This window comes from Vibrio sp. SS-MA-C1-2, from assembly GCF_021513135.1.
GTDB lineage: Bacteria > Pseudomonadota > Gammaproteobacteria > Enterobacterales > Vibrionaceae.
Genome location: NZ_CP090981.1, coordinates 717,049 through 743,445 on the forward strand (window position 1 = coordinate 717,049; position 26,397 = coordinate 743,445).

35 protein-coding genes, 3 tRNA genes and 3 rRNA genes are annotated in these 26,397 nt (G+C 43.4%); 36 read left to right on the plus strand and 5 right to left on the minus strand.

The genetic code is table 11. The features are described from left to right. The first annotated feature begins 75 nt into the window (after nt 1-75). Nucleotides 76-627 (plus strand): ADP compounds hydrolase NudE, encoded by a 552-nt coding sequence (nudE, locus tag L0B53_RS07870; RefSeq protein WP_235061567.1) that lies wholly within the window; start codon nt 76-78, stop codon nt 625-627. A 50-nt stretch (nt 628-677) separates the two neighbouring features. Then, nucleotides 678-1,493, plus strand: a complete 816-nt coding sequence (gene cysQ, locus L0B53_RS07875; RefSeq protein WP_235061568.1) for a 3'(2'),5'-bisphosphate nucleotidase CysQ — start codon at nt 678-680, stop codon at nt 1,491-1,493. 147 nt (nt 1,494-1,640) lie between these two features. Here the strand turns inward: cysQ and L0B53_RS07880 are convergent, their stop codons facing one another. The 3 genes from L0B53_RS07880 to sthA all read right to left on the minus strand — a co-directional run bounded on the left by L0B53_RS07880 (nt 1,641) and on the right by sthA (nt 3,666). Continuing rightward, complete coding sequence (locus L0B53_RS07880) at nt 1,641-1,892, minus strand: hypothetical protein (RefSeq protein ID WP_235061569.1); 252 nt, start codon at nt 1,890-1,892, stop codon at nt 1,641-1,643. A gap of 110 nt (nt 1,893-2,002) precedes the next feature. After that, entirely contained in the window at nt 2,003-2,233 is a 231-nt protein-coding gene (locus L0B53_RS07885; protein ID WP_235061570.1) for a hypothetical protein, read from the minus strand. A gap of 14 nt (nt 2,234-2,247) precedes the next feature. Then, a complete protein-coding gene (gene sthA / locus L0B53_RS07890; RefSeq protein WP_235061571.1) occupies nt 2,248-3,666 on the minus strand; it encodes a Si-specific NAD(P)(+) transhydrogenase in 1,419 nt (472 codons plus the stop codon). A gap of 268 nt (nt 3,667-3,934) precedes the next feature. On the opposite strand from sthA, the gene fabR reads away from it, so the two are divergent. Together fabR and L0B53_RS07900 are read left to right on the plus strand one after the other, a co-directional pair. After that, the gene (gene fabR / locus L0B53_RS07895) at nt 3,935-4,543 is read left to right on the plus strand and encodes an HTH-type transcriptional repressor FabR (protein ID WP_235061572.1); all 609 of its coding nucleotides are present in this window, start codon (nt 3,935-3,937) and stop codon (nt 4,541-4,543) included. Nucleotides 4,544-4,644: 101 nt separating this feature from the next. Next, complete coding sequence (locus tag L0B53_RS07900; protein WP_235061573.1) at nt 4,645-5,019, plus strand: YijD family membrane protein; 375 nt, start codon at nt 4,645-4,647, stop codon at nt 5,017-5,019. Nucleotides 5,020-5,208: 189 nt separating this feature from the next. Here L0B53_RS07900 and trmA read toward each other — a convergent pair whose 3' ends face one another. Continuing rightward, nucleotides 5,209-6,315, minus strand: coding sequence for a tRNA (uridine(54)-C5)-methyltransferase TrmA (gene trmA / locus L0B53_RS07905; protein ID WP_235061574.1), 1,107 nt, complete (start codon nt 6,313-6,315; stop codon nt 5,209-5,211). Between the two features lie 309 nt (nt 6,316-6,624). Here trmA and murI point away from each other — a divergent pair, with 309 nt between their 5' ends. Then, nucleotides 6,625-7,452, plus strand: coding sequence for a glutamate racemase (gene murI / locus L0B53_RS07910; RefSeq protein WP_235061575.1), 828 nt, complete (start codon nt 6,625-6,627; stop codon nt 7,450-7,452). On the opposite strand, the gene L0B53_RS07915 is transcribed toward murI, so the two are convergent. Further along, nucleotides 7,415-7,876, minus strand: a complete 462-nt coding sequence (locus L0B53_RS07915) for an RNA-binding protein (protein ID WP_235061576.1) — start codon at nt 7,874-7,876, stop codon at nt 7,415-7,417. The genes murI and L0B53_RS07915 overlap by 38 nt on opposite strands. 791 nt (nt 7,877-8,667) lie before the next feature. Between L0B53_RS07915 and L0B53_RS07920 the strand changes: the two genes are divergently transcribed. The 31 genes from L0B53_RS07920 to rpsK all read left to right on the plus strand — a co-directional run bounded on the left by L0B53_RS07920 (nt 8,668) and on the right by rpsK (nt 26,393). Continuing rightward, nucleotides 8,668-10,213, plus strand: a 16S ribosomal RNA gene (locus L0B53_RS07920). Between the two features lie 90 nt (nt 10,214-10,303). Next, a tRNA-Glu gene (locus L0B53_RS07925) sits at nt 10,304-10,379 on the plus strand. A 31-nt stretch (nt 10,380-10,410) separates the two neighbouring features. After that, nucleotides 10,411-10,486 (plus strand) — tRNA-Lys (locus L0B53_RS07930). A 31-nt stretch (nt 10,487-10,517) separates the two neighbouring features. After that, nucleotides 10,518-10,593, plus strand: a tRNA-Val gene (locus tag L0B53_RS07935). Nucleotides 10,594-10,925: 332 nt separating this feature from the next. Then, a 23S ribosomal RNA gene (locus L0B53_RS07940) occupies nt 10,926-13,821 on the plus strand. Nucleotides 13,822-13,970: 149 nt separating this feature from the next. Then, nucleotides 13,971-14,086 (plus strand): 5S ribosomal RNA (gene rrf, locus L0B53_RS07945). Together the 16S, 23S and 5S rRNA genes with 3 tRNA genes alongside form the textbook arrangement of a ribosomal RNA operon. A gap of 753 nt (nt 14,087-14,839) precedes the next feature. Beyond that, nucleotides 14,840-15,151, plus strand: coding sequence for a 30S ribosomal protein S10 (gene rpsJ, locus L0B53_RS07950; protein WP_235061577.1), 312 nt, complete (start codon nt 14,840-14,842; stop codon nt 15,149-15,151). A gap of 17 nt (nt 15,152-15,168) precedes the next feature. Then, nucleotides 15,169-15,798, plus strand: coding sequence for a 50S ribosomal protein L3 (gene rplC / locus L0B53_RS07955; RefSeq protein WP_235061578.1), 630 nt, complete (start codon nt 15,169-15,171; stop codon nt 15,796-15,798). Between the two features lie 15 nt (nt 15,799-15,813). Beyond that, on the plus strand, nt 15,814-16,416 hold the full coding sequence (rplD, locus tag L0B53_RS07960) for a 50S ribosomal protein L4 (protein WP_235061579.1): 603 nt from the start codon (nt 15,814-15,816) through the stop codon (nt 16,414-16,416). Continuing rightward, nucleotides 16,413-16,715, plus strand: coding sequence for a 50S ribosomal protein L23 (gene rplW / locus L0B53_RS07965; protein ID WP_235061580.1), 303 nt, complete (start codon nt 16,413-16,415; stop codon nt 16,713-16,715). Before rplD ends, rplW begins: the two co-directional genes overlap by 4 nt. 17 nt (nt 16,716-16,732) lie before the next feature. Next, nucleotides 16,733-17,557 carry a 50S ribosomal protein L2 gene (rplB, locus tag L0B53_RS07970; protein ID WP_235061581.1) on the plus strand — a complete coding sequence of 275 codons (825 nt, stop codon included), beginning with the start codon at nt 16,733-16,735 and terminating at the stop codon, nt 17,555-17,557. Between the two features lie 18 nt (nt 17,558-17,575). Continuing rightward, nucleotides 17,576-17,854 (plus strand): 30S ribosomal protein S19, encoded by a 279-nt coding sequence (gene rpsS, locus L0B53_RS07975; RefSeq protein WP_235061582.1) that lies wholly within the window; start codon nt 17,576-17,578, stop codon nt 17,852-17,854. A gap of 10 nt (nt 17,855-17,864) precedes the next feature. Next, complete coding sequence (gene rplV / locus L0B53_RS07980; RefSeq protein WP_235061583.1) at nt 17,865-18,197, plus strand: 50S ribosomal protein L22; 333 nt, start codon at nt 17,865-17,867, stop codon at nt 18,195-18,197. 19 nt (nt 18,198-18,216) lie between these two features. Next, nucleotides 18,217-18,909, plus strand: a complete 693-nt coding sequence (rpsC, locus tag L0B53_RS07985; RefSeq protein ID WP_235061584.1) for a 30S ribosomal protein S3 — start codon at nt 18,217-18,219, stop codon at nt 18,907-18,909. Nucleotides 18,910-18,920: 11 nt separating this feature from the next. Beyond that, nucleotides 18,921-19,331, plus strand: coding sequence for a 50S ribosomal protein L16 (gene rplP / locus L0B53_RS07990; protein WP_235061585.1), 411 nt, complete (start codon nt 18,921-18,923; stop codon nt 19,329-19,331). Then, nucleotides 19,331-19,522 (plus strand): 50S ribosomal protein L29, encoded by a 192-nt coding sequence (gene rpmC / locus L0B53_RS07995; RefSeq protein WP_235061586.1) that lies wholly within the window; start codon nt 19,331-19,333, stop codon nt 19,520-19,522. Before rplP ends, rpmC begins: the two co-directional genes overlap by 1 nt. After that, nucleotides 19,522-19,776 carry a 30S ribosomal protein S17 gene (gene rpsQ, locus L0B53_RS08000; protein ID WP_235061587.1) on the plus strand — a complete coding sequence of 85 codons (255 nt, stop codon included), beginning with the start codon at nt 19,522-19,524 and terminating at the stop codon, nt 19,774-19,776. Before rpmC ends, rpsQ begins: the two co-directional genes overlap by 1 nt. 175 nt (nt 19,777-19,951) lie before the next feature. Beyond that, nucleotides 19,952-20,323, plus strand: a complete 372-nt coding sequence (gene rplN / locus L0B53_RS08005) for a 50S ribosomal protein L14 (protein ID WP_235061588.1) — start codon at nt 19,952-19,954, stop codon at nt 20,321-20,323. Nucleotides 20,324-20,334: 11 nt separating this feature from the next. Further along, nucleotides 20,335-20,649, plus strand: a complete 315-nt coding sequence (gene rplX, locus L0B53_RS08010) for a 50S ribosomal protein L24 (protein ID WP_235061589.1) — start codon at nt 20,335-20,337, stop codon at nt 20,647-20,649. A 16-nt stretch (nt 20,650-20,665) separates the two neighbouring features. Further along, nucleotides 20,666-21,205, plus strand: coding sequence for a 50S ribosomal protein L5 (gene rplE, locus L0B53_RS08015; RefSeq protein WP_235061590.1), 540 nt, complete (start codon nt 20,666-20,668; stop codon nt 21,203-21,205). Between the two features lie 15 nt (nt 21,206-21,220). Then, nucleotides 21,221-21,526 (plus strand): 30S ribosomal protein S14, encoded by a 306-nt coding sequence (gene rpsN / locus L0B53_RS08020; RefSeq protein WP_235061591.1) that lies wholly within the window; start codon nt 21,221-21,223, stop codon nt 21,524-21,526. A gap of 32 nt (nt 21,527-21,558) precedes the next feature. Then, a complete protein-coding gene (gene rpsH, locus L0B53_RS08025; protein WP_235061592.1) occupies nt 21,559-21,951 on the plus strand; it encodes a 30S ribosomal protein S8 in 393 nt (130 codons plus the stop codon). 10 nt (nt 21,952-21,961) lie between these two features. After that, a complete protein-coding gene (gene rplF / locus L0B53_RS08030) occupies nt 21,962-22,495 on the plus strand; it encodes a 50S ribosomal protein L6 (protein ID WP_235061593.1) in 534 nt (177 codons plus the stop codon). A gap of 9 nt (nt 22,496-22,504) precedes the next feature. Then, entirely contained in the window at nt 22,505-22,858 is a 354-nt protein-coding gene (gene rplR, locus L0B53_RS08035; protein ID WP_235061594.1) for a 50S ribosomal protein L18, read from the plus strand. Between the two features lie 13 nt (nt 22,859-22,871). Continuing rightward, a complete protein-coding gene (gene rpsE, locus L0B53_RS08040; protein ID WP_235061595.1) occupies nt 22,872-23,369 on the plus strand; it encodes a 30S ribosomal protein S5 in 498 nt (165 codons plus the stop codon). A 4-nt stretch (nt 23,370-23,373) separates the two neighbouring features. Next, entirely contained in the window at nt 23,374-23,553 is a 180-nt protein-coding gene (gene rpmD, locus L0B53_RS08045; protein ID WP_235061596.1) for a 50S ribosomal protein L30, read from the plus strand. Nucleotides 23,554-23,557: 4 nt separating this feature from the next. Continuing rightward, nucleotides 23,558-23,992: a 50S ribosomal protein L15 gene (gene rplO / locus L0B53_RS08050; RefSeq protein WP_235061597.1), complete on the plus strand. Its 435-nt coding sequence runs from the start codon at nt 23,558-23,560 to the stop codon at nt 23,990-23,992. A gap of 21 nt (nt 23,993-24,013) precedes the next feature. Beyond that, nucleotides 24,014-25,339: a preprotein translocase subunit SecY gene (gene secY / locus L0B53_RS08055; protein ID WP_235061598.1), complete on the plus strand. Its 1,326-nt coding sequence runs from the start codon at nt 24,014-24,016 to the stop codon at nt 25,337-25,339. 25 nt (nt 25,340-25,364) lie between these two features. Continuing rightward, on the plus strand, nt 25,365-25,478 hold the full coding sequence (rpmJ, locus tag L0B53_RS08060) for a 50S ribosomal protein L36 (protein WP_000868186.1): 114 nt from the start codon (nt 25,365-25,367) through the stop codon (nt 25,476-25,478). Nucleotides 25,479-25,625: 147 nt separating this feature from the next. Then, nucleotides 25,626-25,982, plus strand: coding sequence for a 30S ribosomal protein S13 (rpsM, locus tag L0B53_RS08065; protein WP_235061599.1), 357 nt, complete (start codon nt 25,626-25,628; stop codon nt 25,980-25,982). A 21-nt stretch (nt 25,983-26,003) separates the two neighbouring features. Further along, nucleotides 26,004-26,393 (plus strand): 30S ribosomal protein S11, encoded by a 390-nt coding sequence (rpsK, locus tag L0B53_RS08070; protein ID WP_235061600.1) that lies wholly within the window; start codon nt 26,004-26,006, stop codon nt 26,391-26,393. Nucleotides 26,394-26,397 lie beyond the last annotated feature (4 nt).

The following is a 26,397-nucleotide window of genomic DNA, read 5'->3' on the forward strand; positions in this document are numbered from 1 at the left end:
GAATTAAATCAGTAGAGTAAAAGTTCAGCGCGATTACTCAAGGTATTGAGCAGTAACTGTAAATAGGAGAGCGAGTTGAAAAAACATTCCCCACCGGACATTTTAAGTAAAAGAGTGGCGGCGTCCTCACAACTTTTTACTATTGAATCTCTTGATCTCCGTTTTAGTAATGGTGAAGAACGGACATATGAAAGGATGAAACCTAGTCATCGTCATGCTGTCATGTCTGTTCCCGTCACTGATGATGGAAGATTAATGTTAATTCGGGAATATGCAGCAGGGACAGAAAGCTATGCTTTAGGGTTTCCAAAAGGATTGATTGATCTTGGTGAAGAGCCAGAACAAGCAGCGAACCGAGAGTTAGCCGAAGAAATTGGCTTTAGTGCAAACCAACTGTTGCCATTAAAGAAAGTGATTTTAGCCCCTTCCTATTTTTCTAGTGAGATGACGCTCTTTTTAGCGCAAGATCTTTATCCTTGTGAAGCGGTGGGAGACGAACCCGAACCGCTAGAGATCCTCCATTGGCCTCTCAAAGATTGGAAATCACTTTTAGAGTTAGATGAGTTTAATGAAGCGCGTTCAATTACTGCATTAATGATGACAGTATTGCATTTGAATTTAACCTAATGACTTAATTTAACTATTTAGTCTAAAACAGAATTGAGTGGAGAATCACGATGGATCTTGGAAAACTATTACCTGATGTGATTAATATCGCCAAAGCCGCGGGTGACCTTATTGCGGACATTTACCAAAAAGACCAATATCAACATCAAATAAAGCAGGATCAAACACCAGTAACCAGTGCAGATATTGCAGCCCATCAATTGATGTTAGAGCAACTCCAACAACTTACCCCAGATATCCCAATCTTATCAGAAGAAGATACCAGCATCTCTTTTTCAGAACGAGCACAATGGCATCGTTACTGGCTGGTGGACCCTCTTGATGGAACCCAAGAATTTATTGCTAAAAGTGGTGACTTCGCTTCAGTTGTCGCATTGGTTGAAGATAATAAACCTGTTATGGGCGTTGTTTATGCGCCAATGCTGGACTTAGTCTATTATGGTGCCAATGATGTTGGGGTATGGAAAAAACAAGGAAACAATGATCCAGAAACGATTTCGATCGCTAAAGATCATGATGATCCCAAAGCTATTCGGTTGGGGATAAGTCGCCGACAAAATGTCAATATTCTCCTCAATAAGCTCTCTACTGAGTACCAATATCGTTGTACACCGTTAGGTTCTGCGGCATTGAAAGCCTGTTATGTAGCAGAAGGTGCGGTTGATGCTTATATTCGATTAGGACCAACGGGAGAATGGGATACCGCAGCCACTCAATGTATTTTGGAGTTAGCAGGGGGAACCCTACGATCTACAGAGCTAGAACCTTTAAGTTATAATCGACGCGAGTCATTAGAGAATCCGAATTTTATTGCGATGGGTGATGGTGGAATCAATTGGTCCCGAGTGTTAAGGCTTAATGAATAAACATCGTTTGATGATTGACGACTTGAAGCTGTAGCGATATTACCTGCAACTTCAAGTAATTTAAGTCGATTGTTGATACTCATCATGAATTAACTGGCTCTTCATTTATTGCCTAATACTTAATGGCTAAGCCTTAACGACTGAGAATTAACTGATAAGGAGTGCCTGTTGGATAATTAGAGTGGTTGTCTCTGAGGTTGTTGAACCAATAACACCACCAACAATCGCCCCTGTTAGCGCCCCGACAACACCGCCGACAACACCGCCGACAACACCTCCTGCAACTGGGTTTTCTTGTGTATCACCAACCACCCCCCCAACAACACCACCAATAACTGCCCCGACAACAGATCCAATAATGACACCAATCACTACGCTACCAAATATCAAACTTTCCATTGTTATAAATCCTTAAATTTAGATAACAGAACTTCAAGTCATAGATAGCACCATATATTGGCGACTCACTCAATTGCATGTCTTAATAAATAATCCATACTTACATGTAGTTACATGATTAATTTGCTCTTATTATTAATTATGTTTTCTTGTTCTAGAGAATAGAGAATAGAGAATAGAGAATAGAGAATAGAGAATAGAGAATAGAGAATAGAGAATAGAGAATAGAGAATAGAGAATAGAGAATAGAGAATAGAGAATAGAGAATAGAGAATAGAGAATAGAGAATAGAGAATAGAAAAACACCCAGCTGATTTAGCTAGGTGTTGAATATAAAGCAAGTGGTCTCTCTTGATTAGAACAACCGATTTATCCCATTTAATGCCGCAACACGATAAGCTTCAGCCATCGTTGGGTAATTAAATGTGGTATGGATAAAGTAATCAATCGTGTTGGCATCACCCTTCTGTTCCATAATTGCTTGACCGATGTGGATAATCTCCGCAGCCCTTTCACCAAAACAATGAATACCTAAAATGGCACGAGTTTCTCGATGGAATAAAATTTTCAAGCTACCTACATTCATTCCAGCAATTTGGGCTCTTGCTAGGCTCTTAAAGTCAGCTCGGCCAACTTCATAAGGGACTTTTGCTGCCGTCAGTTCTTGTTCTGTTTTACCGACAGAACTGATCTCTGGAATGGTATAAATCCCTGCTGGAATATTATCAATTAAACGAACTTGAGCCTCGCCTAATGTGATGGCCTCTGCAACAACTCGTCCTTGGTCATAAGCAGCACTGGCTAGGCTTGGATAACCAATAACATCTCCAACCGCATAAATGTGAGGTTGGTTTGTACAGTAGTTATTGTTAACCTCTAAGCAGCCACGGGAGTTAGCGGTAAGATCTGCTGCTGCAAGATTAAGGGTATCGGTATTACCGGTTCGGCCATTAGCAAAAAGTAAGCAATCCGCTTTCATTTTCTTGCCTGATTCAAGCTCTAAGATCACTCCATCGTCCCGACCAATAATTGACTCAAAGGTCTCATCGTGACGAATAATAATTCCACTATTCCAAAAATGATAAGAGAGTGAGTCAGAGGTTTCACTATCAAGAAATTCAAGTAGACGACTGCGGGTATTGATTAAATCAACCTTAACCCCTAATCCTCTGAAAATAGAAGCGTACTCACTGCCGATAACACCTGCACCGTAAATAATGATACTGCGTGGGTTATGAGCAAGAGAAAGTATGGTGTCGGAATCGTAGAGACGGGAGTGATTAAAGTCGACATTATTCGGATGGTAAGGTCGAGAACCGGAAGCAATTACAAAATTATTGGCGTGATAATATTCTGTGCTTCCATCATTGTTACGTACCGCGATGGTATTTGAGTCAATAAACTGAGCGTGGCCGTAAATCAAACTGCATTTATTACGATCATAGAAGCCTTGTCTCATTCGAGTCTGTTTATCGATAACATTTTCAGCGTGACCAAGAATTTGAGCAAATGTACTGTTTAATGTTTTATTGTCGCGGCAGTAGAGTGGATTATGGTTATATTCAATAATACGACTAACAGCATGGCGTAATGCTTTTGATGGAATCGTTCCCCAGTGGGTACAGCCACCACCGACACTATTATAACGTTCAATAATGGCGACTTTTAGTCCTGCTTTGGTTAATCCCATTGCAGCACCTTCTCCTCCTGGGCCACTACCAATGACTATGGCATCAAATGACTCTTTGATTTTGATATTTATTTTTTCCGTCATTATTTCATCCTGTTTTTTATTGAACTTGTAATCTCGCGATTTTTGGCTACTTTAGTGTATTACGAAATGAACAATAATAGGGGCTTAGTGTCTAAAATGGCGGATAAAGATCACGCTTCACTCTGAAAAAGCATATTTGAGAAGATAAAACCGTTATATTATGTTGAAAAAGTTGCAGGTAGATAGAATAAATACCATCATTTGAGCTGCATAATTTAACAATAAAAAGTATAGTATTATGCTGGGTTTTTGAGAGTTATTGATATTCATGGGTGTAAGAGCTGAACAAAAAGAGAAAACGCGACGCTCTTTAATTGATGCGGCATTTAGTCAATTAAGTATAGAGCGAAGTTTCTCGAATTTAAGCCTTCGTGAGGTGGCAAGAGAAGCGGGTATAGCACCAACCTCATTTTATCGACACTTTAAAGATATGGATGAACTTGGGTTGACCATGGTTGATGAAGGAGGACTAATCCTTCGTCAATTGATGCGACAAGCTCGACAGCGTATTGTTGCTGAAGGGAGTGTTATTGCGACCTCTGTTGAAACATTTATGGAGTTTATCGAGAGTAGTCCAAATGTATTTCGCTTGCTACTCCGAGAGCGTTCAGGCACCTCTCTAGCTTTTCGTGCGGCGGTGGCTCGTGAGATTAGGCACTTTATTGAAGAGTTAACTGATTATTTAGAAGAGGTTAATCAACAATCGAGGGAACAAGCCTATATTCAAGCTGAAGCGATGGTAACTTTGGTATTTAGTGCTGCAGCTGATGCATTAGACATGGATAGCATTTATCGAGAAGAGCAAGCCGAGCGACTGATTATTCAATTAAGAATGATCGCGAAGGGCGCAGAAAGTTATCAGAAAATAGAAGCGTAAATAATATTGCTCTAAAAGGATTCGGGCTTGCAGTCGACATCGATTGTAAATCCAATATAAAAAACGTATATAACAATAAATAAGATTGCCAGGAGATAACAATGACAACTAGTTCAGTTGCAAGTCAGAAGAAGACACTTGTACTTTCACTTATTGCTGGAGCTTGTGGAGCCGGTTCATGGGCAGCATTATTCAGTAGCTATGCAACATTTTCTATCTTTCCAATCATCGGTTTAGTACTCGCGCTTTATACTTTATATGAGTCGTATGCTAGTCAGCGTATGGTTGAAGGGACATCTAAATTAGCCGCAGCATGCTTTTTTATTGGCGTGTTTGGTTTTTCATCATTTGTCCGTACAGAGCACCCAGAAATTGGGACTAACTTTATCTCATTAATGATTGTTCTTGTTTTGTTATGTTGGGTTGCTTATAAGCAGGGACTTTTCTCTGGTAAAACAGCAACAACCGCTGAGTAAGTTTATTGCCGTCGAGCGGATTCCTATATCCTTCTCACTTGTCGCCTACTAGCAACTCCAATTACTTTGGGTATATAGCAAAATAGATTCAATAAAAAAAGCCATCTATCTTTAAAAGAGGGTGGCTTTTTGTATCTGGCTATTTAAGACCTGTATCTTTTTATATCAAGATAATTAGGTGTGAATGATTTATTTTCTTTCTAACATCACACCGGCTTCCATATGATGGGTATATGGGAACTGGTCAAAAAGAGCAAATCGAGTGATATTATGAGTCTCACCTAAAATATGTAAATTCTCAATTAAGGTGTCAGGATTACATGAGATATAGATAATACGCTGGTAGCCTTGCACCATTTTACAGGTCGCATCATCCATGCCAGAACGTGGTGGATCGACAAAGATGGTATTGCATTGATAACTTGAAAGGTCAATGTTTTGCTGTTTTAGACGACGAAACTCGCGTTTTCCTTCCATTGCATCAGTAAAATCTTCTGCTGACATACGGATGATATCGACATTCTCTATATTATTAACTGCAATGTTGTATTGAGCCGATTCAACAGAAGGTTTGGCTAATTCAGTTGCTAATACACGATTAAAGTTTTTAGCAAGTGCCAGTGAAAAATTACCATTACCACAATATAGTTCCAGTAGATCACCTTCACTTTCTGCGGTGCAGTCAACAGCCCACTCTAACATTTTCTGAGCGACTTCACCGTTAGGCTGGGTAAAGCTATTCTCAACTTGTTTATAAGTTAAAATATCATCATGAACTTTTAATTTTTCAATCACGAACTCTTGGTCTAATACGATCTTTTGCTTTCTTGCTCGACCAATAATATTGATATTAAACCCTTCATCTTGTAAACGTTGCTTTAACTTCTTAGTTTCAACTGTCCACTCATCATCAAGTTGGCGATGATATAACAGCGAAACCAAGATCTCTCCACTCAAAGTAGAAAGAAAATCAACTTGGAAAAGACGATGACGCAATGCCGGTATCGGTTTTACAGCATCAACAATTAATGGCATTAAATCATTGATAATACGACTTGCCATTGGAAATTGATCTACACGATACTTCTGTTTTGTTTGCTGATCGAACATGATGTAATACAGCTCTTCACCTTCATGCCAAACACGAAACTCTGCACGCATACGGTAATGTTGCGGTGGAGAAGGAAATACTTCTAACTCAGGTGTTGTTAAATGAGAAAAAAGGCTCTGTAAGCGAGTGGTTTTTTCCTCTAGTTGAGGTTGGTATTCTGAGACATTTATCTGAGATGTTGACATGTTCGCGCCTTTTTCCTACTAAAATGGAGAGCGGAGATTGTATTCAAAAGTGAGGTGATGTCTACCATTTAATGATTTTATGACTGAAAAATTATTATAATATATCCCTTTCTTACTTGAAGTTGCTCGCCGTGGGTTAAATAACACGAATGACTGAGTAACTTAAAATTATGATGGGATAGTAATCAAATTATCTACTATTATATTTTTTAGACTATCGTAATATATCACCTTAACAATCATTTTATTAATAGTAGAAGAACAAGTGTTATTATGCTTAAGTTTCAGTAAAGAAGTAGAAGGGGAAATGTGAAGACAATACTTATTTTTGATTCTGGTGTCGGTGGGATATCGATCTATAAAGAGATCTATAAGCTGCTTCCTGAGCAAAATTATATCTATGCATTTGATAACGGTGCTTTTCCTTATGGAGAGTTATCTGATCAGACGTTAATAGAAAGAACGATACATATTATCGAGCAAGTTAAAAGTAAGCACATTATCGATATTATCGTTATCGCTTGTAATACGGCGAGTACGATTGTCCTACCTCATTTACGTGCTTTAAATAATATTCCTGTCGTCGGTGTTGTGCCAGCAATCAAACCCGCCGCTGCTATTAGTAAGATGAAAGTGATTGGTTTATTGGCTACTCCCGCGACGATTAAGCGACAATATACGCATCAATTGGTAGAAAACTTTGCTGCTGATTGCCAAATTAAGATGATTGGTAGTACACGGCTGGTGGAAATGGCTGAAGATAAAATAAAAGGGCACGAGGTTGATATGATTGAGCTTGAAAGTATTATTGCACCTTGGCTAGGGCGTGTAGATAGTGTCGTTTTAGGTTGTACTCATTTCCCATTAATTAAAACAGAACTTAATTGTGCTTTTAATCATCGTGTTTATTTAATTGACTCAGGGAAAGCAGTTGCTAATCGAGTTGAAAGCTTATTAAAAGATAACGTGGATTCTGGGTGTCTTGAATTATTGAATGCAGATAAAAAAAGAAAGGAAGTAGGAAGAGTATATAGTAGTGTTGCTATCAACAATGAAGCAACACTACTTAATTATTTAATCACAGAAGGACTGAGTGAGATTAGATCTCTTGATTATCGTCTCTCTTCGGATCATTAGCTTCACGAACTTTTAGTGTTCGTTGACCATAATCACTATTACTTAATGCTTCAATTGCAACATCAGCGTCATTCTTTGCCATGACAACAAAACCAAAACCGCGACGTTTTCCTGTTCTTTTATCTTTCATTAGGCGAACTGCAAATACTTCACCATGTTGTGCAAATAAAGTTTTAATATCTGATTCATTTGCTCGGTAAGGTAAGTTACCTACGTAGATGGTTTTACTTGCGATTTCTTCTGGTGTTTCAATATTAGAGGTAGAAGGGGGTTGTTTTTTAGAAACCGTTAAAGTAATAAAGCCTGAAACAACAGCACCAAGAGCAAACGCGATGGATGCTGAGATACCTGTAAGTCCAATTAGAATTCCACCAATAATAGCGATAACAATTATTGATATAGTTGCACGAGATTGTGAGTTCATAAGTAGTGTCTATAAATTATTATAATGAAAAATTAGATTATACTCTATTTCAGTTAATACATTGTTCAATAGAGATAAAATATGTGATTTATGTGTAATTACTCAGTGTAAAAAATGTGCGCTATCACACGCACTATATAATAATAGATGACATTTTAATCAAATGGTAATGTTTTTTAAAAAAATGGTTGCTAACAATAAAGTTCTCTCTATAATGCGCCCCTCACCAAGGCTAATGCTTAACTTTTAAGAGATAAGTCATCGATTGGTGAAGGGGAAAAAGATAACTTAATTAATGAAAAAAGCGGTTGACAGCAAGAGTTTGCTGAGTAAAATAGCCGTCCTCTTAAATGATAAGTCACTAAGCGTCAAAACGCGGTGTTTCATTATTTGAGAAAGGTCAATAAGACGTTTTAAATTCGATTCAAATAGGAATTGAAAATAAATTAAAATTTCTTCTTGACTTAAAATTAGGGAGCTGTATTATACGCCTCCTTGCTTCGCAACTGTTGGCGATAACGACTGCGATGTCAATGCTCTTTAACAATTTAACTTATTCAATCTGTGTGGGCACTCGTCATCGAGAATCAACAAAAAGATTACTCAATGAACTGAGTGACCAATACAGTGTAAAACATAATTTATTATGAATTATACTGGCACAGTCAATTCACTATCATTCTGTTGGAATGATAGTCGCTTTAAGATTACAGTCTAACTTTATTTATAAGGTTGGATTTAGTTTTGAAGTCAGTATTCGTTGAGCCGTTTCGAAAGAAACAACAAAACTTTAATTGAAGAGTTTGATCATGGCTCAGATTGAACGCTGGCGGCAGGCCTAACACATGCAAGTCGAGCGGTAACAGAGAGTAGCTTGCTACTCTGCTGACGAGCGGCGGACGGGTGAGTAATGCTTGGGAAGTTGCCTTAATGAGGGGGATAACTATTGGAAACGATAGCTAATACCGCATAATTCTCTACGGAGCAAAGCAGGGGACCTTCGGGCCTTGCGCATTAAGATACGCCCAAGTGGGATTAGCTAGTTGGTGAGGTAATGGCTCACCAAGGCGACGATCCCTAGCTGGTCTGAGAGGATGATCAGCCACACTGGAACTGAGACACGGTCCAGACTCCTACGGGAGGCAGCAGTGGGGAATATTGCACAATGGGCGAAAGCCTGATGCAGCCATGCCGCGTGTATGAAGAAGGCCTTAGGGTTGTAAAGTACTTTCAGCAGTGAGGAAGGTGGTAAGTTTAATACGCTTGCCATTTGACGTTAGCTGCAGAAGAAGCACCGGCTAACTCCGTGCCAGCAGCCGCGGTAATACGGAGGGTGCGAGCGTTAATCGGAATTACTGGGCGTAAAGCGCATGCAGGCGGCCTATTAAGTCAGATGTGAAAGCCCGGAGCTCAACTCCGGAAGGTCATTTGAAACTGGTAGGCTAGAGTCTTGTAGAGGGGGGTAGAATTTCAGGTGTAGCGGTGAAATGCGTAGAGATCTGAAGGAATACCAGTGGCGAAGGCGGCCCCCTGGACAAAGACTGACGCTCAGATGCGAAAGCGTGGGTAGCAAACGGGATTAGATACCCCGGTAGTCCACGCCGTAAACGATGTCTACTTGAAGGTTGTGGCCTTGAGCCGTGGCTTTCGGAGCTAACGCGTTAAGTAGACCGCCTGGGGAGTACGGTCGCAAGATTAAAACTCAAATGAATTGACGGGGGCCCGCACAAGCGGTGGAGCATGTGGTTTAATTCGATGCAACGCGAAGAACCTTACCTACTCTTGACATCTACAGAAGCCAGCGGAGACGCAGGTGTGCCTTCGGGAACTGTAAGACAGGTGCTGCATGGCTGTCGTCAGCTCGTGTTGTGAAATGTTGGGTTAAGTCCCGCAACGAGCGCAACCCTTATCCTTGTTTGCCAGCACGTAATGGTGGGAACTCCAGGGAGACTGCCGGTGATAAACCGGAGGAAGGTGGGGACGACGTCAAGTCATCATGGCCCTTACGAGTAGGGCTACACACGTGCTACAATGGCGCATACAGAGGGCTGCAAGCTAGCGATAGTGAGCGAATCCCAAAAAGTGCGTCGTAGTCCGGATTGGAGTCTGCAACTCGACTCCATGAAGTCGGAATCGCTAGTAATCGTGGATCAGAATGCCACGGTGAATACGTTCCCGGGCCTTGTACACACCGCCCGTCACACCATGGGAGTGGGCTGCACCAGAAGTAGATAGCTTAACCTTTCGGGGAGGGCGTTTACCACGGTGTGGTTCATGACTGGGGTGAAGTCGTAACAAGGTAGCCCTAGGGGAACCTGGGGCTGGATCACCTCCTTAACGATTTGATATTTCGTGATGAGTACCCACACAGATTGAATTAAGTTAAAAAATTAAAGAGAAGATGTGCCCAACACATCAAAACACTTAGTCCCGTTCGTCTAGAGGCCTAGGACACCGCCCTTTCACGGCGGTAACAGGGGTTCGACTCCCCTACGGGACGCCACTTTCTTCTGGCTTTTGGTCTGAATAAAGAAGGGTCGTTAGCTCAGTTGGTAGAGCAGTTGACTTTTAATCAATTGGTCGCAGGTTCGAATCCTGCACGACCCACCATTCTATCTCACGATGGAATTAAAACTATCGTGGGCGATTAGCTCAGTTGGGAGAGCACCTCCCTTACAAGGAGGGGGTCACTGGTTCGAGCCCAGTATCGCCCACCACTTTTTAAGTATTTTTATTTAGAATATTTAAAAAGTGGTATTTATTATCACGGTCTTGAAAAAGACATGCTCTTTAACAATTTGGAAAGCTGACTAGTAAACTCGTTAGTGATTTTTAATCATTAATAAGTTGAAAAGTAATAATTGTTTATTCGAAAGAATGAACGAGTTCTCAACACAATACACATTCAAGTGTCTTGTATTCAAATTAACATCATTGATGTTAATTCTATATTGAGTCCGGCAAACGATAATTAACATTACCCTGTTGATTATCAACAATCAAAAACCTTGGTTGTTTGAACATACATAAAGACCCTTTCGGGTTGTATGGTTAAGTGACTAAGCGTATACGGTGGATGCCTTGGCAGTCAGAGGCGATGAAGGACGTGCTAACCTGCGAAAAGGGTTGGTGAGCTGGTAAGAAGCGTTATTAACCAACCATGTCCGAATGGGGAAACCCACTTAGCATAAGCTAGGTATCCTATAGTGAATTCATAGCTATAGGAGGCAAACTCGGGGAACTGAAACATCTAAGTACCCGAAGGAAAAGAAATCAATTGAGATTCCGACAGTAGCGGCGAGCGAACTCGGATTAGCCCTTAAGCATAGTTAGAGTTAGGTGAACACGCTGGAAAGCGTGGCGATAGAGGGTGATAGCCCCGTAGCCGAAGAGTCTAATTAAGTGAAATCGAGTAGGACGGGACACGTGGTATCCTGTCTGAACATGGGGGGACCATCCTCCAAGGCTAAATACTCCTGACTGACCGATAGTGAACCAGTACCGTGAGGGAAAGGCGAAAAGAACCCCTGTGAGGGGAGTGAAATAGAACCTGAAACCGTATACGTACAAGCAGTGGGAGCCTCTTTTATGGGGTGACTGCGTACCTTTTGTATAATGGGTCAGCGACTTATATTCAGTGGCAAGGTTAACCGTTTAGGGGAGCCGTAGGGAAACCGAGTCTTAACTGGGCGACACAGTCTCTGGATATAGACCCGAAACCGAGTGATCTAGCCATGGGCAGGTTGAAGGTTGAGTAACATCAACTGGAGGACCGAACCGACTAATGTTGAAAAATTAGCGGATGACTTGTGGCTAGGGGTGAAAGGCCAATCAAACTCGGAGATAGCTGGTTCTCCCCGAAAGCTATTTAGGTAGCGCCTCGGACGAATACTACTGGGGGTAGAGCACTGTTAAGGCTAGGGGGTCATCCCGACTTACCAACCCTTTGCAAACTCCGAATACCAGTAAGTAATATCCGGGAGACACACGGCGGGTGCTAACGTCCGTCGTGGAGAGGGAAACAACCCAGACCGTCAGCTAAGGTCCCAAAGTTGTGATTAAGTGGGAAACGATGTGGGAAGGCTCAGACAGCCAGGATGTTGGCTTAGAAGCAGCCATCATTTAAAGAAAGCGTAATAGCTCACTGGTCGAGTCGGCCTGCGCGGAAGATGTAACGGGGCTAAATCACACACCGAAGCTACGGCAATATAGCTTTGCTATATTGGGTAGGGGAGCGTTCTGTAAGCGGTTGAAGGTGTATCGAGAGGTATGCTGGACGTATCAGAAGTGCGAATGCTGACATGAGTAACGATAAAGGGGGTGAAAAGCCCCCTCGCCGGAAGACCAAGGGTTCCTGTCCAACGTTAATCGGGGCAGGGTGAGTCGACCCCTAAGATGAGGCTGAGAAGCGTAATCGATGGGAAACGGGTTAATATTCCCGTACTTTTTACGACTGCGATGGGGGGACGGAGAAGGCTAGGTGGGCCTGGTGATGGTTATCCAGGTTCAAGTGCGTAGGCGGAAGGTTTAGGTAAATCCGGACCTTTTTTAACGCTGAGACACGATGTCGAGCTACTAAGGTAGTGAAGTCATTGATGCCATGCTTCCAGGAAAAGCCTCTAAGCTTCAGGTCGTAAGAAATCGTACCCCAAACCGACACAGGTGGTCGGGTAGAGAATACCAAGGCGCTTGAGAGAACTCGGGTGAAGGAACTAGGCAAAATGGTACCGTAACTTCGGGAGAAGGTACGCTGCCGGCGGTGATGGGACTTGCTCCTTAAGCTGCTGGCAGTCGCAGATACCAGGTGGCTGCAACTGTTTATTAAAAACACAGCACTGTGCAAAATCGAAAGATGACGTATACGGTGTGACGCCTGCCCGGTGCCGGAAGGTTAATTGATGGGGTTATCTTCGGAGAAGCTCTTGATCGAAGCCCCGGTAAACGGCGGCCGTAACTATAACGGTCCTAAGGTAGCGAAATTCCTTGTCGGGTAAGTTCCGACCTGCACGAATGGCGTAATGATGGCCACGCTGTCTCCACCCGAGACTCAGTGAAATTGAAATCGCAGTGAAGATGCTGTGTACCCGCGGCTAGACGGAAAGACCCCGTGAACCTTTACTACAGCTTGGCACTGAACATTGACCCTACATGTGTAGGATAGGTGGGAGACTTTGAAACCGCGTCGCCAGATGCGGTGGAGTCAACCTTGAAATACCACCCTTGTATGCTTGATGTTCTAACGTTGGTCCCTAATCGGGATTGCGGACAGTGCCTGGTGGGTAGTTTGACTGGGGCGGTCTCCTCCCAAAGAGTAACGGAGGAGCACGAAGGTGGGCTAATCACGGTCGGACATCGTGAGGTTAGTGCAATGGCATAAGCCCGCTTGACTGCGAGAATGACAATTCGAGCAGGTGCGAAAGCAGGTCATAGTGATCCGGTGGTTCTGAATGGAAGGGCCATCGCTCAACGGATAAAAGGTACTCCGGGGATAACAGGCTGATACCGCCCAAGAGTTCATATCGACGGCGGTGTTTGGCACCTCGATGTCGGCTCATCACATCCTGGGGCTGAAGTCGGTCCCAAGGGTATGGCTGTTCGCCATTTAAAGTGGTACGCGAGCTGGGTTTAGAACGTCGTGAGACAGTTCGGTCCCTATCTGCCGTGGGCGTTGGAAGATTGAAGGGGGCTGCTCCTAGTACGAGAGGACCGGAGTGGACGAACCACTGGTGTTCGGGTTGTCATGCCAATGGCATTGCCCGGTAGCTAAGTTCGGAATCGATAACCGCTGAAAGCATCTAAGCGGGAAGCGAGCCCTGAGATGAGTCTTCCCTGGCACTATAAGTGTCCTAAAGGGTTGTTCGAGACTAGAACGTTGATAGGCAGGGTGTGTAAGCGTAGCGATACGTTGAGCTAACCTGTACTAATTGCCCGTGAGGCTTAACCATACAACACCCAAAGGGTTTTGATGGACTCAAAAGAATACGACTCGATGAGTCAAAAGATACTTGAATGAAGTATTGAGAACATTATTACGAATTATCAGACTTTCCAAATTTCGTTAAACGCGAATATTCGCGGTTAACAACAAAATTTGCTTGGCGACCATAGCATTGTGGACCCACCTGACTCCATTCCGAACTCAGAAGTGAAACACAATCGCGCCGATGGTAGTGTGGGGTCTCCCCATGTGAGAGTAGGTCATCGCCAGGCTTCAAATTCTCTGCTTATGCAGACAGTAAAAAACCCAGCCTTTGGCTGGGTTTTTTGCGTTTAGGTCTTTGTTAAAATTAGTCGTTTGGGCTTTGATGAAAATAGAACTGATTAATAAATCGGCTGGGTGTTTTTTGTACTAATAATAGTTGGGTTAAACCACTTGTGCTTCGAGTTGCAAGGCTGTTGGCTACATTCGTTTACCTTACTTATATAGTGAAACTATAATTAAGAGACTTATCCGCTGTACGTCTATTAGTCGTTCCAATTCCTTTAGTTAATCTACATTCTATATTAGGTCTATGTGATTAGGTGGCAATGAATAATTATCTACACATAATCCTAATGAATTTGTGTATAGAAAGAAGGTAATTAGTATCATAAGTAGGGTTTTGGTTAACATATGAATATTTTTTAATCGATTAATTGATTGTTATTTGGTGTTTTTTTGTTCGTGGAATGTGTGAGGTAGTAACTTTATTCAATTGGTGCTTGCATCTCACGCATTGCTCTGTATAATTCACCTCGCTGTCACAGATAGTGACGGTGTGTGAACCAATGAGCTTCTGGAGGAGAGGAAGAAATTCCTACAATGTAAACTCCGCTTATGTTCGCGGTCATTACAATACGATGACTGACAATGTACCTAATTAAGGTGCTACGGTTTCACATAAATCAATCGGCATTCACTTATCTTTTTAAGTTTGAGTGGCGATATTGTTTGTGTAATTTATTAAATTGGAGCTCTGTCTGATGCAGAACCAACGTATTCGTATCCGCTTAAAAGCTTTCGATCATCGCTTGATCGATCAGTCTACAGCGGAAATTGTAGAAACTGCAAAGCGTACTGGCGCGCAGGTTCGTGGTCCTATTCCACTGCCTACTCGCAAAGAGCGTTTTACCATACTGATTTCACCGCATGTTAATAAAGATGCACGTGACCAGTATGAGTTACGTACCCATAAACGTCTAATCGACATTGTTGAGCCTACAGATAAAACTGTTGATGCTCTTATGCGTTTAGACCTGGCTGCTGGCGTTGACGTTCAGATTAGCTTGGGTTAAGAGAGAGGGTGTAGATAATGATTGGTTTAATCGGTCGTAAAGTGGGCATGACCCGCATCTTCACCGAAGAAGGCGCTTCAATTCCTGTAACAGTTGTTGAAGTAGAACCAAACCGTGTTTCTCAAGTAAGAACTTTAGAAACAGACGGTTACCAAGCTATCCAGGTTACTGCCGGCGCTAAAAAAGCTAGCCGCGTATCTAAGCCTGAAGCTGGTCACTTTGCTAAAGCTGGCGTTGAAGCTGGTCGTGGCTTGTGGGAGTTCCGCCTTGAAAATGGCGAAGAGTTTGAAGTTGGCGCTGAGCTAAATGTAGAACTTTTTGCAGAAATTAAGAAAGTTGACGTTACGGGTCAATCTAAAGGTAAAGGTTTCCAGGGCGCTGTTAAGCGTTGGAACTTTAGCACTCAAGATATGACTCATGGTAACTCCTTGTCTCACCGTGCTCCGGGTTCAATTGGCCAATGTCAAACTCCAGGTCGCGTATTTAAAGGCAAGAAGATGGCAGGTCACATGGGTGCTGAGCGTGTAACGACTCAGAACCTAGAGATCGTACGTATTGACGCTGAGCGCAATCTGCTACTTATTAAAGGTGCAGTCCCTGGTGCTATCGGTGGCAACGTCATTGTCAAACCTGCAGTTAAAGCGTAACGTCGAGGAGATAGTATGGAATTGGTAGTAAAAGGCGCTGACGCGCTGACTGTTTCCGAGACTACTTTCGGGCGTGAATTCAACGAAGCACTTGTACACCAAGTGGTTGTTGCATACGCAGCTGGTGCCCGTCAAGGTACTCGCGCTCAAAAGACTCGTTCTGAAGTGTCCGGTGGTGGTGCTAAGCCATGGCGTCAGAAGGGTACTGGTCGCGCCCGTGCAGGTACAATCCGTAGCCCTATTTGGCGCTCGGGTGGTGTAACTTTTGCAGCTCGTCCTCAGGACCACAGCCAGAAAGTTAACAAGAAAATGTACCGTGGTGCTCTTAAGAGCATTTTGTCTGAATTAGTTCGTCAAGATCGTTTGATCGTTGTTGATAACTTCTCAGTGGAAGCACCAAAAACAAAAGAACTTCTAGCTAAGCTTAATGAGCTTGAGCTTAAAGATGTTCTTATTGTAACTGGTGAGCTAGATGAGAACTTGTTCCTAGCAGCACGCAACCTTTATAAGGTTGATGTACGTGACGCAGAAACAATTGATCCTGTTAGCCTAATCGCATTCGACAAAGTTCTAATGACTGCTGATGCAGTTAAGCAAGTTGAGGAGATGCTAGCATGATTCGTGAAGAGCGTCTGCTGAAAGTATTGCGTGCTCCGCACATCTCTGAAAAAGCAACAATGACTGCTGAAAAAAACAACACTATTGTTTTCAAAGTAGCAATTGATGCAACTAAATTAGAGATCAAGAAAGCTGTTGAGAAGCTATTCGAAGTTGAAGTTGATACTGTCCGAACTCTTATCACTAAAGGTAAGACTAAGCGTCAAGGTATGCGTATGGGTCGTCGTAGCGACGTCAAGAAAGCATATGTTACGCTGAAAGAAGGTCAAGACATCGATTTCGTCGAAGGCGCTGAATAAGCTGAGGAGTAAGAAGAATGGCTATTGTAAAATGTAAGCCTACTTCTGCAGGTCGTCGCCACTTAGTTAAAGTGGTAAATGCTGACCTGCATAAGGGCAAGCCTTACGCACCTTTGCTGGAGAAAAACAGCAAGTCAGGTGGTCGTAACAACAACGGTCGTATTACGGTTCGTCATATCGGTGGTGGTCATAAGCATCATTACCGTTTGATTGATTTCAAACGTAATAAAGATGGTATTCCAGCGAAAGTTGAACGTCTTGAATACGATCCAAACCGTAGTGCAAATATTGCACTAGTATTATACGCTGATGGTGAGCGTCGCTATATCATTGCACCGAAAGGCTTAACAGCTGGTGACATGATTCAATCTGGCGAAGATGCTGCAATCAAAGTTGGTAACACGTTACCAATGCGTAATATCCCTGTGGGTTCAACAGTTCATAACATCGAACTTAAGCCTGGCAAAGGTGCACAAGTTGCACGTTCTGCTGGTGCTTACGCTCAAATCATTGCACGTGATGGTGCTTACGTTACTCTACGTTTACGTAGCGGTGAAATGCGTAAAATCCTATCTGAAGGTCGTGCAACGATTGGTGAAGTAGGTAATGCTGAGCATATGCTACGTGAACTGGGTAAAGCTGGTGCTCGTCGCTGGCGTGGTGTTCGTCCAACCGTTCGCGGTGTTGCGATGAACCCAATTGATCACCCACACGGTGGTGGTGAAGGTCGCACATCTGGCGGTCGTCACCCAGTATCTCCTTGGGGTGTGCCTACTAAAGGCTTTAAAACTCGCAAGAACAAACGCACCGACAAGTACATCGTACGTCGTCGTAACAAGTAATTATCAGAGGATAACGCCATGCCACGTTCTCTCAAGAAAGGTCCTTTTATTGACCTACACTTGCTGAAGAAGGTAGAGAAAGCGGTGGAAAGCGGAGACAAGAAGCCTGTAAAGACTTGGTCCCGTCGTTCAATGATCATTCCACAAATGATCGGTTTGACCATCGCTGTCCATAATGGTCGTCAGCACGTTCCAGTATACGTAACCGACGAAATGATCGGCCACAAGCTGGGTGAATTTGCACCAACTCGTACTTATCGCGGCCATGCTGCTGATAAGAAAACGAAAAAGCGCTAAGGGGTAGATAATGGAAGCTATAGCTAAACATCGTTTTGCTCGCATTTCTCCACAGAAAGCTCGCTTAGTTGCTGATCAGATTCGCGGTAAAGACGTCGCTCAGGCACTTGAACTTTTAACTTTCAGCAACAAAAAAGCTGCTGAGTTAATTAAGAAAGTGCTAGAGTCAGCCATTGCCAACGCTGAGCACAACGAGGGTGCAGATATTGATGATCTTAAAATCTCAAAAATCTGCGTTGATGAAGGTCCAACCATGAAGCGTATTATGCCTCGTGCGAAAGGCCGTGCCGACCGTATCCTTAAGCGCAGCAGCCACATCAGTGTTGTTGTTGCTGATCGCTAATAGGCTAGGAGAGTAAGCAATGGGTCAGAAAGTACATCCTAATGGTATTCGTTTAGGCATTGTTAAGCCTTGGAATGCTACTTGGTTTGCTAACAGCCAAGATTTCGCTGACAACCTAGACGGCGACTTCAAGGTACGTCAGTTCCTAAATGCGGAACTGAAAAAAGCGTCTATTTCACGCATCGTTATCGAGCGTCCTGCTAAGAGTATCCGTGTGACTATTCACACTGCTCGCCCAGGTATCGTAATCGGTAAGAAAGGTGAAGACGTAGAGAAACTACGCGCACGTGTAGCTAAAATCGCAGGTGTTCCAGCGCAAATTAATATCGCTGAAATTCGTAAGCCTGAGCTAGACGGTAAACTAGTTGCTGACAGCATCGCGTCACAACTAGAACGCCGTGTTATGTTCCGTCGTGCTATGAAGCGCGCGGTACAGAACGCTATGCGTCTTGGTGCTAAGGGTATTAAAGTAGAAGTAAGCGGCCGTTTAGGCGGTGCTGAAATTGCTCGTACCGAATGGTATCGTGAAGGTCGTGTGCCACTACACACACTTCGTGCTGATATTGATTATGCAACTTCTGAAGCTCACACCACATATGGTGTAATTGGTATTAAAGTTTGGATCTTCAAAGGTGAAGTTCTAGGCGGAATGCCAGTTGAAGAGCAGGTGGCTCCAAAAGCCCCTAAGAAGCAGCGTAAAGGCCGTAAGTAAGGAGTCGACTGATGCTGCAACCAAAACGCACTAAATTCCGCAAGGCCTTTAAAGGTCGTAACCGCGGTCTAGCAAATGGTACAGATGTAAGTTTCGGTACTTTTGGACTTAAAGCAGTCGGCCGTGGCCGAATCACTGCTCGCCAAATCGAAGCTGCGCGTCGTGCAATGACCAGACATGTAAAACGTCAAGGTCAAATCTGGATTCGAGTATTCCCGGACAAGCCGATTACGAGCAAGCCGTTGGAAGTTCGTCAGGGTAAGGGTAAAGGTAACGTTGAGTACTGGGTAGCCCAAATCCAACCAGGTAAAGTATTGTACGAAATGGACGGTGTACCTGAAGAGTTGGCTCGCGAAGCGTTCCGCCTTGCGGCACGTAAGCTGCCTGTAAAGACAACTTTCGTAACTAAGCAGGTGTTGTAATGAAAGCACAAGAGCTACGTGAAAAAAGCGTTGAAGAATTAAACGCTGAGTTGTTGAGCTTGCTACGTGAACAGTTTAACTTGCGCATGCAAGTTGCTACTGGTCAACTACAGCAAACTCATACACTAAAAATCGTACGCCGTGATATCGCGCGTGTAAAAACCGTAATGACCGAGAAGGCTGAAGCATAATGAGCGAAACTATTCGTACTTTGCAAGGTCGCGTGATCAGCAGCAAAATGGATAAGTCTATTGTTGTTGCGATCGAACGCAAGGTGAAACACCCACTTTACGGTAAGTTCATCAAGCGTACGACCAAAATCCACGCTCATGACGAAAACAACGAATGTGGCCAAGGCGACAAAGTTGAAGTTATCGAGTGTCGTCCAATGTCTAAGACTAAGTCTTTTAAATTGGTACGTATCATTGAAAAAGCTCGCGTTTAATTAATATAGTTATCTATATAATTTAACAGAGATTTTCAATCTTAAAATAAACGGCTCGTCCGAGTCGTTTATTTTTTTCTACACATCGGTGAAAAATAGTGTTAATATTCGACACCCTTGTGAAAGGCACTTGACCCAATTGGGGTCTTTTGAAAGTAAATAGCGGAGCACTAAAATGATCCAAATGCAAAGTAGGCTGGACGCAGCGGATAACTCCGGCGCGCGCAGCGTAATGTGTATTAAGGTCTTGGGCGGCTCTCACCGTCGTTATGCTGAAATTGGCGACGTCATCAAAGTTACTGTGAAAGAAGCAATTCCTCGCGGTAAAGTAAAAAAAGGTGATGTTCTAAAGGCGGTAGTAGTACGTACCCGTAAAGGCGTTCGTCGTCCAGACGGCTCTGTCATTCGCTTTGACCGTAATGCTTGTGTATTGTTAAACAACACTACTGAGCAACCAGTCGGTACTCGTATCTTTGGTCCAGTAACACGTGAACTTCGTAACGATAAGTTTATGAAGATCGTGTCACTAGCACCTGAAGTACTGTAAGGAGCGAAAAAATGGCAGCTAAAATCCGTCAGAATGACGAAGTAATCGTAATTGCTGGGAAAGACAAAGGCAAGCGCGGTAAAGTATCAAAGGTCCTAGCTACTGGCAAAGTGATCGTTGAAGGTATTAACATGGTTAAGAAACACCAGAAGCCTCAACCGGCAATGGGTGTTCAAGGCGGCATTGTAGAGCAAGAAGCTGCAATTGACGTTTCTAACGTGGCTATCTTTAACGCTGAAACTAGCAAAGCTGACCGTGTAGGTTTTCGTTTTGAAGAGAACAAAAAAGTTCGCTTCTTCAAATCGAATGACGAATTAATCAAGTAATTCTTGGAGTAGTACAATGGCGAAACTGCATGATTACTATAAAGAGACTGTTGTAGCTGAATTATCGAAAGAGTTCGGTTTCAAGAGCATCATGCAAGTCCCAAGGATCGAAAAGATCACACTTAACATGGGTGTGGGCGAAGCTATCAACGACAAAAAGCTACTAGAAAATGCTGCATCTGACATGACTGCTATTGCAGGTCAGAAGCCATTAATCACTGTAGCTCGCAAATCTGTTGCTGGTTTTAAGATCCGTGAGGGCTACCCTATAGGCTGTAAAGTAACCTTACGTGGCGAACGCATGTGGGACTTCTTTGAGCGTCTTATTTCTATTGCTGTACCTCGTATTCGTGATTTCCGTGGTTTAAACCCGAAATCATTTGATGGTCGTGGTAACTACAGCATGGGCGTTCGTGAGCAAATCATCTTTCCTGAAATTGACTATGATAAAGTCGATCGTATTCGTGGTCTTGATATTACTATCACTACTACCGCGTCTAACGATGAGGAAGGACGAGCATTGCTTGCTGCATTTAACTTTCCATTTCGTAAGTAGAGTGAAGGGTTACTAATGGCTAAACAATCAATGAAAGCGCGTGAAGCAAAGCGTGCTAAGCTTGTTGCACAATTCTCTGAAAAGCGTAGTGCACTTAAAGCTATCATTAACGATGTAAACGCTTCAGAAGAAGACCGTTGGAATGCTGTTCTTAAGCTACAGGGTTTACCTCGTGATTCAAGCGCTTCGCGTCAACGCAATCGCTGTAACCAAACTGGCCGTCCACACGGTTTCTTACGTAAATTCGGTCTTAGCCGCATCAAGGTTCGTGAAGCTTGTATGAAAGGCGAAATTCCTGGTTTGCGCAAGGCGAGCTGGTAATTGCTAACTAAGAATCATGGGAGTATAAACTTATGAGCATGCAAGATCCTATCGCGGATATGCTAACACGCATCCGTAACGGACAAGCAGCAAACAGAGTTGCTGTAAAAATGCCTTCTTCCAAGCTTAAAGTAGCAATTGCAACTCTACTTAAAGCAGAAGGTTACATCGTTGACTTCGCAGTTGAAGGCGAAGTTAAATCAACGCTAGAAGTTACTTTAAAGTACTTCGACGCGAATCCGGTTATCGAGCAAATTCAACGTGTAAGCCGTCCAGGCCTACGCATCTATAAGAACAAGGGAAATATCCCTTCTGTTATGGGTGGACTTGGAATTGCTGTGGTATCCACTTCTAAAGGTCTGATGACCGACCGCTCTGCTCGCAAGGCAGGTTTAGGCGGCGAAATCATCTGCTACGTAGCGTAAGGAGTAGGAAATGTCTCGTGTTGCTAAAGCACCCGTAGTAATTCCTGCTGGCGTAGAGGTTAAACTTAACGGCCAAGAAATTACTATTTCAGGTAAGAATGGTGAACTTACACGTGTAATCAACGACGCAGTTGTGATTACAGTGGAAGAAAACAACATTACTTTTGCACCTCGTGATGGTGTTGCTAAAGCTAATGCACAAGCTGGTACAGCTCGCGCATTAATTAACAACATGGTTACTGGTGTAACAGAAGGTTTCGTTAAGAAACTACTTCTAAAAGGTGTTGGTTACCGTGCTGCTGTTAAAGGTAACGTTGTTAACTTAACGTTGGGTTTCTCCCATCCAGTTAACCACGAATTACCTGCAGGTATCAAAGCTGAGTGTCCAAGTCAAACTGAAATCATACTTACGGGTACTGATAAGCAAGTTGTTGGACAAGAAGCTGCGAATATCCGCGCTTATCGTCAACCTGAGCCTTACAAAGGCAAAGGTGTTCGTTACGCCGATGAAATCGTGCGTACTAAAGAGGCTAAGAAGAAGTAAGGTATCACTATGGATAAGAAAACAACTCGTATCCGTCGTGCAACCCGCGCACGTCGCAAGATTGCTGAATTGGAAGCAATTCGTCTTGTAGTGCATCGGACTCCACGTCACGTGTACGCACAGGTTATCGCACCAAACGGTTCTGAGGTTCTAGCTTCTGCTTCTACAGTAGAAAAAGCAATCCGTGAGCAAGTTAAAAGCACTGGTAATGCAGATGCAGCAAAAGTAGTTGGTAAAGCAATTGCTGAGCGTGCAATCGAAAAAGGCATTTCTAATGTTGCTTTTGATCGCTCTGGTTTCCAGTACCACGGTCGAGTAGCTGCACTGGCAGATGCTGCCCGTGAAGCTGGTCTGAAGTTCTAAGGCGGAGTGGAAGATGGCTAACGAAAAACAACAAAGTGATTTGCAAGAAAAGCTAATCGCTGTTAACCGTGTATCTAAGACGGTTAAAGGTGGTCGTATCTTTACTTTTACTGCATTAACAGTAGTTGGTGATGGTAATGGTAAAGTAGGTTTCGGTTACGGTAAAGCCCGTGAAGTACCTGCTGCGATCCAAAAATCTATGGAAAAAGCACGCCGTAACATTACAAATGTTGCACTAAACGAAGGTACTCTTCACCACGCTGTTAAAGGTCGCCACACTGGTTCTAAAGTGTACATGCAACCTGCTGCAGAAGGTACTGGTATCATCGCTGGCGGTGCTATGCGTGCTGTGCTAGAAGTTGCGGGCGTTCGCAACGTACTAGCGAAAGCTTATGGTTCTACTAACCCAATCAACGTTGTTCGCGCAACAATTGATGGTCTTGGTGGAATGAAATCTCCAGAAATGGTTGCAACAAAGCGTGGCCTTTCTGTTAAGGAAATTCTGGAGTAATCATATGGCTAATACAATTAAAATAACCCAGACTCGTAGTTCTATCGGCCGTTTACCAAAACACCGTGCTACTCTGCGTGGCTTGGGACTACGTCGCATCAACCATACAGTTGAACTTGAAGATACACCGTGTATTCGCGGTATGATCAATAAAGTTTACTACATGGTTAAAGTTGAGGAGTAATCGCATGCGTTTGAATACTCTATCACCAGCTGCTGGCTCAAAACCGACTAAGAAACGTGTTGGTCGCGGTATCGGTTCTGGTCTAGGCAAAACTGGTGGCCGTGGTCACAAAGGTCAAAAGTCTCGCTCTGGCGGTAATGTTCGTCGCGGTTTTGAAGGTGGTCAGATGCCTTTGAAACAACGTCTACCTAAGTTTGGTTTTACATCACGCAAAGGTCTAGTAACTGCAGAAGTTCGTTTAGGCGAATTAGCTAAAGTTACTGGTGACGTTATTGATCTAAACACGCTGAAAGAAGCAAACCTAATCACTAAGAACATCAAATTTGTTAAAGTTGTTCTTTCTGGTGAGATTGCTCGCTCAGTGACTGTTAAAGGTCTACGCGTAACAAAAGGCGCTCAAGCGGCTATTGAAGCTGTGGGCGGCAAAATCGAAGAATAGTAACTCGAGGACGAGGTACAGATGGCAAAACAACCGGGAAATAAACAACAGAGTGCACAAGGTGGAATGGCTGAACTGAAACAACGACTATTCTTTGTAATAGGCGCAATTTTAGTCTTCAGAGCAGGATCCTTTGTACCTATCCCTGGTATTGACGCTGCTGTACTCGCCGATTTGCTCAATCAGCAAAAAGGTACCATCATAGAGATGTTTAACATGTTCTCTGGTGGTGCTCTTGAGCGAGCATCTATATTAGCACTGGGTATCATGCCGTATATTTCTGCGTCAATTGTTATCCAGTTGCTAACCGTAGTTCACCCAGCATTAGCTGAGTTGAAAAAAGAGGGTGAAGCTGGTCGTCGTAAGATAAGCCAATACACTCGCTACGGGACGCTTGTTCTGGCAACATTCCAAGCAATTGGTATTGCTACAGGTCTGCCAAATATGATTCCAGGTTTGGTTGCAAATCCAAATATGGCTTTCTATTTTACAGCGGTAGTAAGTTTGGTTACTGGTACCATGTTCTTAATGTGGTTAGGTGAGCAAATTACTGAGCGCGGAATCGGTAATGGTATCTCGTTGATTATTTTCACGGGTATCGCTGCTGGTTTGCCACCTGCGATTGGACAAACTATCGAGCAAGCACGTCAAGGTGAACTGAATGTGCTTCTTCTTCTATTATTAGTCGTTATCTCCTTTGCAGTAGTTTACTTTGTAGTGTTTATGGAGCGTGGTCAACGACGTATCGTTGTTAACTATGCAAAACGCCAACAAGGCCGTCGTGTCTTCGCAGCGCAAAGCACTCACCTGCCATTAAAAATAAATATGGCTGGTGTAATCCCTGCAATTTTTGCATCAAGTATTATCTTGTTTCCAGGCACACTAGCTCAGTGGTTTGGTCAAGGTGACAATTTAGGTTGGTTAAGTGATATTGCTTTAGCAATTAGCCCAGGACAACCTTTATATGTTATGCTTTATGCAGCGGCGATAATCTTCTTTTGTTTTTTCTACACGGCATTGGTTTTCAATCCGCGTGAAACAGCAGATAATTTGAAGAAGTCGGGTGCGTTCGTACCTGGTATTCGTCCGGGTGAACAGACTGCCAAATATATTGATAAAGTAATGACTCGTCTAACATTAGCTGGCGCGCTTTACATTACATTTATTTGCCTGATCCCCCAATTCATGATGAGTGCATGGAATGTCCGTTTCTATTTTGGCGGTACTTCGCTACTGATTGTAGTCGTAGTTATCATGGACTTTATGGCCCAAGTTCAGACATTATTAATGTCTCAACAATATGGGTCTGTATTACAGAAAGCTAATCTGAAAGGCCCAGGCCGATAACAGATTACGTTTACGGAGTTTAGCAATGAAAGTTCGCGCTTCCGTTAAGAAAATCTGCCGTAACTGCAAAGTAATTAAGCGTAACGGTGTTGTACGCGTTATTTGCAGCGAGCCAAAGCACAAACAGCGCCAAGGCTAAAAAGCAGAAATTTTACTTGCAAAATGAGTCAAGGGTCGGTACATTAGCGTCCCCTTGCTTTTGCATTCAAAAGAAGTGGTATATGACCGCAGCGTATCCTCAACGGGCTTTGCTGCGGTTTCTTCTAAGATACTCTAGGAGTGAATAGTGGCCCGTATAGCAGGCATTAACATTCCTGATCATAAACATGCGGTAATTGCATTAACTGCAATTTTCGGTATCGGTAAAACTCGTTCTCAAGCAATCCTTGCTGAGACTGGTATTGCTGAAGATGTTAAGATCAGTGAATTAAGTGAAGAGCAGATTGATCTTCTGCGTGATGGTGTTGCCAAATACACTGTTGAAGGTGATTTACGTCGTGAAGTTTCTATGAACATCAAGCGTCTTATGGACCTAGGATGTTACCGTGGAATTCGTCATCGTCGCAGTCTACCTTTACGTGGGCAGCGTACTAAAACCAACGCTCGCACCCGTAAGGGTCCGCGCAAGCCGATCAAAAAATAATCGGATAAGGTAGAGAGTACAATGGCTAAACAACCAACTCGCGCGCGCAAACGCGTCCGCAAACAAGTTGCAGATGGCGTAGCGCACATCCATGCATCTTTCAATAACACTATCGTGACTATCTCTGATCGCCAAGGCAATGCTCTATCATGGGCTACTGCAGGTGGTTCGGGTTTCCGCGGTTCTCGTAAATCTACTCCGTTTGCTGCACAGGTTGCTGCTGAACGTTGTGGTGAAATGGCCAAAGAATATGGCGTTAAGAACCTGGAAGTTATGGTGAAGGGACCTGGTCCTGGTCGTGAGTCAACTATCCGTGCGTTAAACGCGGCTGGTTTTCGCATCACAAATATTGTTGATGTAACTCCGATCCCTCATAACGGTTGTCGTCCTCCTAAGAAACGTCGCGTATAACGTT